The organism is Faecalicatena contorta, assembly GCF_001404335.1.
Lineage (GTDB): Bacteria > Bacillota > Clostridia > Lachnospirales > Lachnospiraceae > Faecalicatena > Faecalicatena contortus_B.
The window spans coordinates 1-4,219 of record NZ_CYZU01000107.1 but is presented as its reverse complement, the minus strand read 5'-3'; the positions used below and the strand labels follow the sequence as shown (position 1 = coordinate 4,219).

General features: G+C 41.4%; 5 protein-coding genes. 3 read left to right on the top strand and 2 right to left on the bottom strand.

Annotated features, from left to right (window positions below; all coding sequences use genetic code 11):
- Window positions 1–214 precede the first annotated feature (214 nt).
- The 3 genes from ARB69_RS25335 (at window position 215) to ARB69_RS25325 (ending at window position 2,925) form a co-directional block, all read left to right on the top strand.
- The gene (locus ARB69_RS25335) at window positions 215–1,375 is read left to right on the top strand and encodes a hypothetical protein (RefSeq protein WP_153920236.1); all 1,161 of its coding nucleotides are present in this window, start codon (window positions 215–217) and stop codon (window positions 1,373–1,375) included.
- Between the two features lie 78 nt (window positions 1,376–1,453).
- Window positions 1,454–1,939 carry a phage holin family protein gene (locus tag ARB69_RS25330; RefSeq protein WP_055155388.1) on the top strand — a complete coding sequence of 162 codons (486 nt, stop codon included), beginning with the start codon at window positions 1,454–1,456 and terminating at the stop codon, window positions 1,937–1,939.
- Window positions 1,940–1,971: 32 nt separating this feature from the next.
- Window positions 1,972–2,925, top strand: coding sequence for a LysM peptidoglycan-binding domain-containing protein (locus ARB69_RS25325; protein ID WP_055155387.1), 954 nt, complete (start codon window positions 1,972–1,974; stop codon window positions 2,923–2,925).
- A 203-nt stretch (window positions 2,926–3,128) separates the two neighbouring features.
- On the opposite strand, the gene ARB69_RS25315 is transcribed toward ARB69_RS25325, so the two are convergent.
- Window positions 3,129–3,449, bottom strand: a complete 321-nt coding sequence (locus tag ARB69_RS25315; RefSeq protein WP_055155385.1) for a hypothetical protein — start codon at window positions 3,447–3,449, stop codon at window positions 3,129–3,131.
- Complete coding sequence (locus ARB69_RS25310) at window positions 3,446–4,030, bottom strand: helix-turn-helix domain-containing protein (RefSeq protein WP_055155384.1); 585 nt, start codon at window positions 4,028–4,030, stop codon at window positions 3,446–3,448. The genes ARB69_RS25315 and ARB69_RS25310 overlap by 4 nt, the downstream gene beginning before the upstream one ends.
- Window positions 4,031–4,219 lie beyond the last annotated feature (189 nt).

Sequence of the window (4,219 nt, the reverse complement as noted above, 5' to 3'; positions counted from 1 at the left end):
CAATGACATTAGTCACAGGATAATAGGTCGAGTTAATCAGATTAAAATTAGCCGCGTTCAAATTGCTATTTAGTTGATTTATATGTAAACGCAAATAAGGTCCTTAAAAAAGAAAGAAGGTGATGCGATGTCCTTAATTTTGGCGTCCCGCGCAACAGTCTATGACAGATACGCTATCTCCCGAAAGTTCACGGCTCAGGAGACCGCTATTAATATGGTCCAGGGAAATATCGCTCTTCTTGTATCAGCATCTGAAATAGAAGAACTTAAGAACGGCGATCGGACAATGTACAGTAAATTATCGGCTGTCGAAATGGATTTGAACTCAATAAATTTGGCAGTATCATCCTCAGAATACAAAGACATTAATGGTGTCCTCAGTGCAATAACCCAGGCCAGGGCATCCATAGAACTTAATTCACAGGAGATACGGCTAAAAGTAAGTAAAGACAGCTTGATCTCTACAATAAATCAGTCTGCAGAAGCAGTAAGTATCGATGCAAATAAGATCAACCTAAATGGCGTTGTAACCGCAAACCAGAACTTCAAAATTCTCGCTGATGGCAGCATGGAGGCCAAAAATGGAAAGTTCTTAGGTTCTGTTACCGTAGGCGGTATTCAGGATGACCGAATTAGTATACTAAACGCATCAGGGGCACAAATAGGCAGATGGGATAATAGTGGGATATATGCGGAAAACTGTGAATTCAAGTACGCTACTATTGGTTCAGAAAACTTTCAGGTAGATTTTAACAGCGGGAGAATGACGATGTATTCTGAGTACAGCGGCGTAAAAGAGTGGTATGCAAAGATATATCAATCAGGTGTTGTCTCGGGCACGGGTTACTTGGGGCTAGCTATAGTGGCTAAACATGTTAATTTAAGCATAGAGCATTATAGAAATGGTGCTACAAGTAACTTCAGCGTATTAAAAGGTACGTGGGATTATAGTAAGAATGTCGGAGAAATTATCCTGGGAACCAATGCGTATAAAGATACAATTAATGTAGAGGTAAATGGAAATTTTAGTGTGACTGGTACCAAAAATAGAATTGTAAAGACAAAAAATTTTGGTACAATAGCTCAAAGCTCTTACGAGACTACGGAGCCTATGTTTGGCGATATGGGACACGGAATAATAAATGATCTTGGAGCATGTATCATTTTCATAGATCCGAAATATGGAGAAACTGTCAGCACCGAATACGGATATTATGTTTTTATCACGAAATATGGGGGCGGTGACGCATGGATCAGCAAGAAGGGAGTGAGCTCTTTCACAGTAGTCGGTACACCGGGACTCGAATTTGACTGGGAGATCAAGGCACACCAGAAAGGGTACGAGTTTGATCGACTAAGATCTGTTGATTTGTAAAGGCGAGAAAATATGAAAATCAGAGCAAGACCCTTGAGGTCTTATTTTTGTGAAAACAATAGAAAGAGAGTGAGGAAAATGAAGAAGATGGAACAGGCAAATTACATTAAGGCGGCAGTCGCGACCGTGTTTGGATTCCTGACGTCCCTGATAGGTGTTCTGGCATTGCCAGTAGTTCTGGTCGTTGTTTGTAACCTGATTGACTACATAACAGGGCTTATGGCATCGCCATACCGAAATCAGGACATTAATTCGTATAAAAGCATTCGCGGTATTATGAAAAAGATATGCATGTGGTTACTCATTGTGGTAGGGGCAATCATTGATCAGATGCTTATTTACACATCGGATATAGTTGGATTTACCATGCCGTTTACATTTTTAGTGGCATGCATCGTTGCATTATGGATTATTTGCAATGAGATTATCAGTATACTTGAAAATGTTAAGGATATGGGAGTAAATATACCAGGTTTTCTGGAGCCGCTCGTAAAGAATATCAAATCACAAGTAGAGGATAAGGTAGATATTACTAATAAATCAGATTCAGGGGACGCAAAATAAGCGTCCTTTTTTTAATAGAAGGAGATTAGAATATGAGTAAGAAAATTATTGACGTAAGTGAGCACCAGGGAACCATAAATTGGGAAGCAGTAAAAAGCCAGATAAACGGCGCTATCATTCGCTGTGGGTATGGAGATGACGTAGCCAGCCAGGATGATGCGCAGTGGATTAGAAATGCTACAGAATGTGAGCGGCTGGGGATTCCGTATGGAGCATATTTGTACAGCTATTGCACCAACGAGGCCCATCTTCAGAGTGAGATTGCGCATATTAAGCGTCTGCTTTCCGGCCGGAAATTGAGCCTTCCTTTTTATATAGACATTGAGGATCCGGGACTTTCATTTTCCACATTTAAAGCTGATTATTTTATCAGAATGGGTCAGGCCATCGAGGACGCGGGATACTGGTTTGGCGTATATGCAAATTTAAATTGGTTTAATAATTGTATTGGCGGAAAATTGAACAGATTTACAAAGTGGTGTGCTGCCTACGGTACCAATAATGGGCAGCCACAAACACGGCCGAATATCGGAGAGGATATCTGGCAATATAGCAGCGCCGGCAGTATCCAGGGAATCGCGGGCAATGTGGATGTGAATCTTTGCTACCGGGATTTTGTTAAGGAGATTAAGGGCGTATCCACTAAACCCTGCACTCCCAAGCCAACTCCGGCGCCAGCTCCTGCAGCCGAAACACATACCGTCAAAAGTGGTGAGACGCTGTCCGGGATCGCGGCCAAGTATGGCACAACCTACCAGCACCTTGCACAGATCAACGGGATTAACAATCCTGACCTGATCTACGCGGGCCAGGTGCTCAAGATCGACGGGGCGGCGGCACCATCCAAGACATATACGGTCAAGGGAGGGGACACGCTGTCTGACATTGCAGCAAGATACGGCACCACATACCAGCGGCTGGCCCAGATCAACGGGATCAGCAACCCTGACCTGATCCATCCGGGGCAGGTCATCAAATTAGGATAGCATAATAATAGCCCGGATCCTTATGGATTCCGGGCTTGACATTTAACAGATAGTTTTTTATAATATAATTGTTAACACGGTAGCGGAAGGGGTTATCGTGTGTCACAGGAGCCCAAAATCCCTCCTGTGTTGGATTGAAATATAAATAGAGGTAAGTATAACCGAAAAAAAGAACTGTCATTCAGGCAGTTCCTTTTTTTCGGTTATTTTTTTAGAATCCTTTTTAATATTTCGCTTGCGGCTCCGCTAAGAGCTTCTTCGTGAGATTCCTCCCGGACTTCGCCACTTTCAGTAATTTCAGCAATTTTTTGCGTTGGTTTATGAAATACCTCTGTTGCGGAGAGCTCATAAAACACGCTGCATTTTTCCCTTCTTTTCTCAGCGGAATTTGCTATCTTTGATAACATTTCCAACTGCCTAAGAGAAAAACACTTTAATTCGGATTCTGTAAATTCATCACCGATGTACCAAGGCATTTCTTTGATTATTTCCTTTTTATTGCTTAATAATTTTTCTTTTCTCATAACATGTTCCCTCCATCGTCCATCATTGCTACAGTATCACGGCAGATAGTGCCGTTATTGTTCTCATAAATCGGATCGTCATTTTTAAAGATCCGAAGAAGATTTTTGACTGCGTCGTAAGTCCCTACTTTTTTATCGCCGATCAATACCATGTGGCCATCTCCGGCATCTTTGTAGTTTGACATGTCATATCTGATATAGGCAAAGTCTTTATCAGGATTGTAAGCAGATTTATCATATCCAGCCGGGCAGCCTTTTTTGTATTCAGCGTTGGCAAGCGCCAGTAATTCCTTTGCCATTTCCACTGTAAAGGCAGTGCCGTGTTCTTCTTTAACGCTAAATCCCCAATAGATACCATCAGTACCAGTTGACTTTACGTTTGCGTAATACCCTTTTTGTCCTAAAATGTTTGTATTCATAATCATATCCTCCAATTTTTCTTTTACTAATTTCTCGACATACCCTGGACACTTCCTTGATCCGGATTCCCAATTTCCAATTGTTCTTTTCGGGATTTCAAACAGTTCCGACATTTCGGCTTGTGTCAGCCCAGCTTTTAATCTCAATTCTTTTAAATTCATTTATATCGCTCCCTGTTATCACTCAATGAGTGATTTCTGTATTTACAATATACCACTCATTGAGTGATGTGTCAATACCTAATTGCATAAAATGTTCTGGATTTATTCCACTAAATAGCAATTTGAACGAACCAAAAACCCGAACAATCGAAGGGGCTTACGTCAATATGCAAGTGACAACATTTGGTA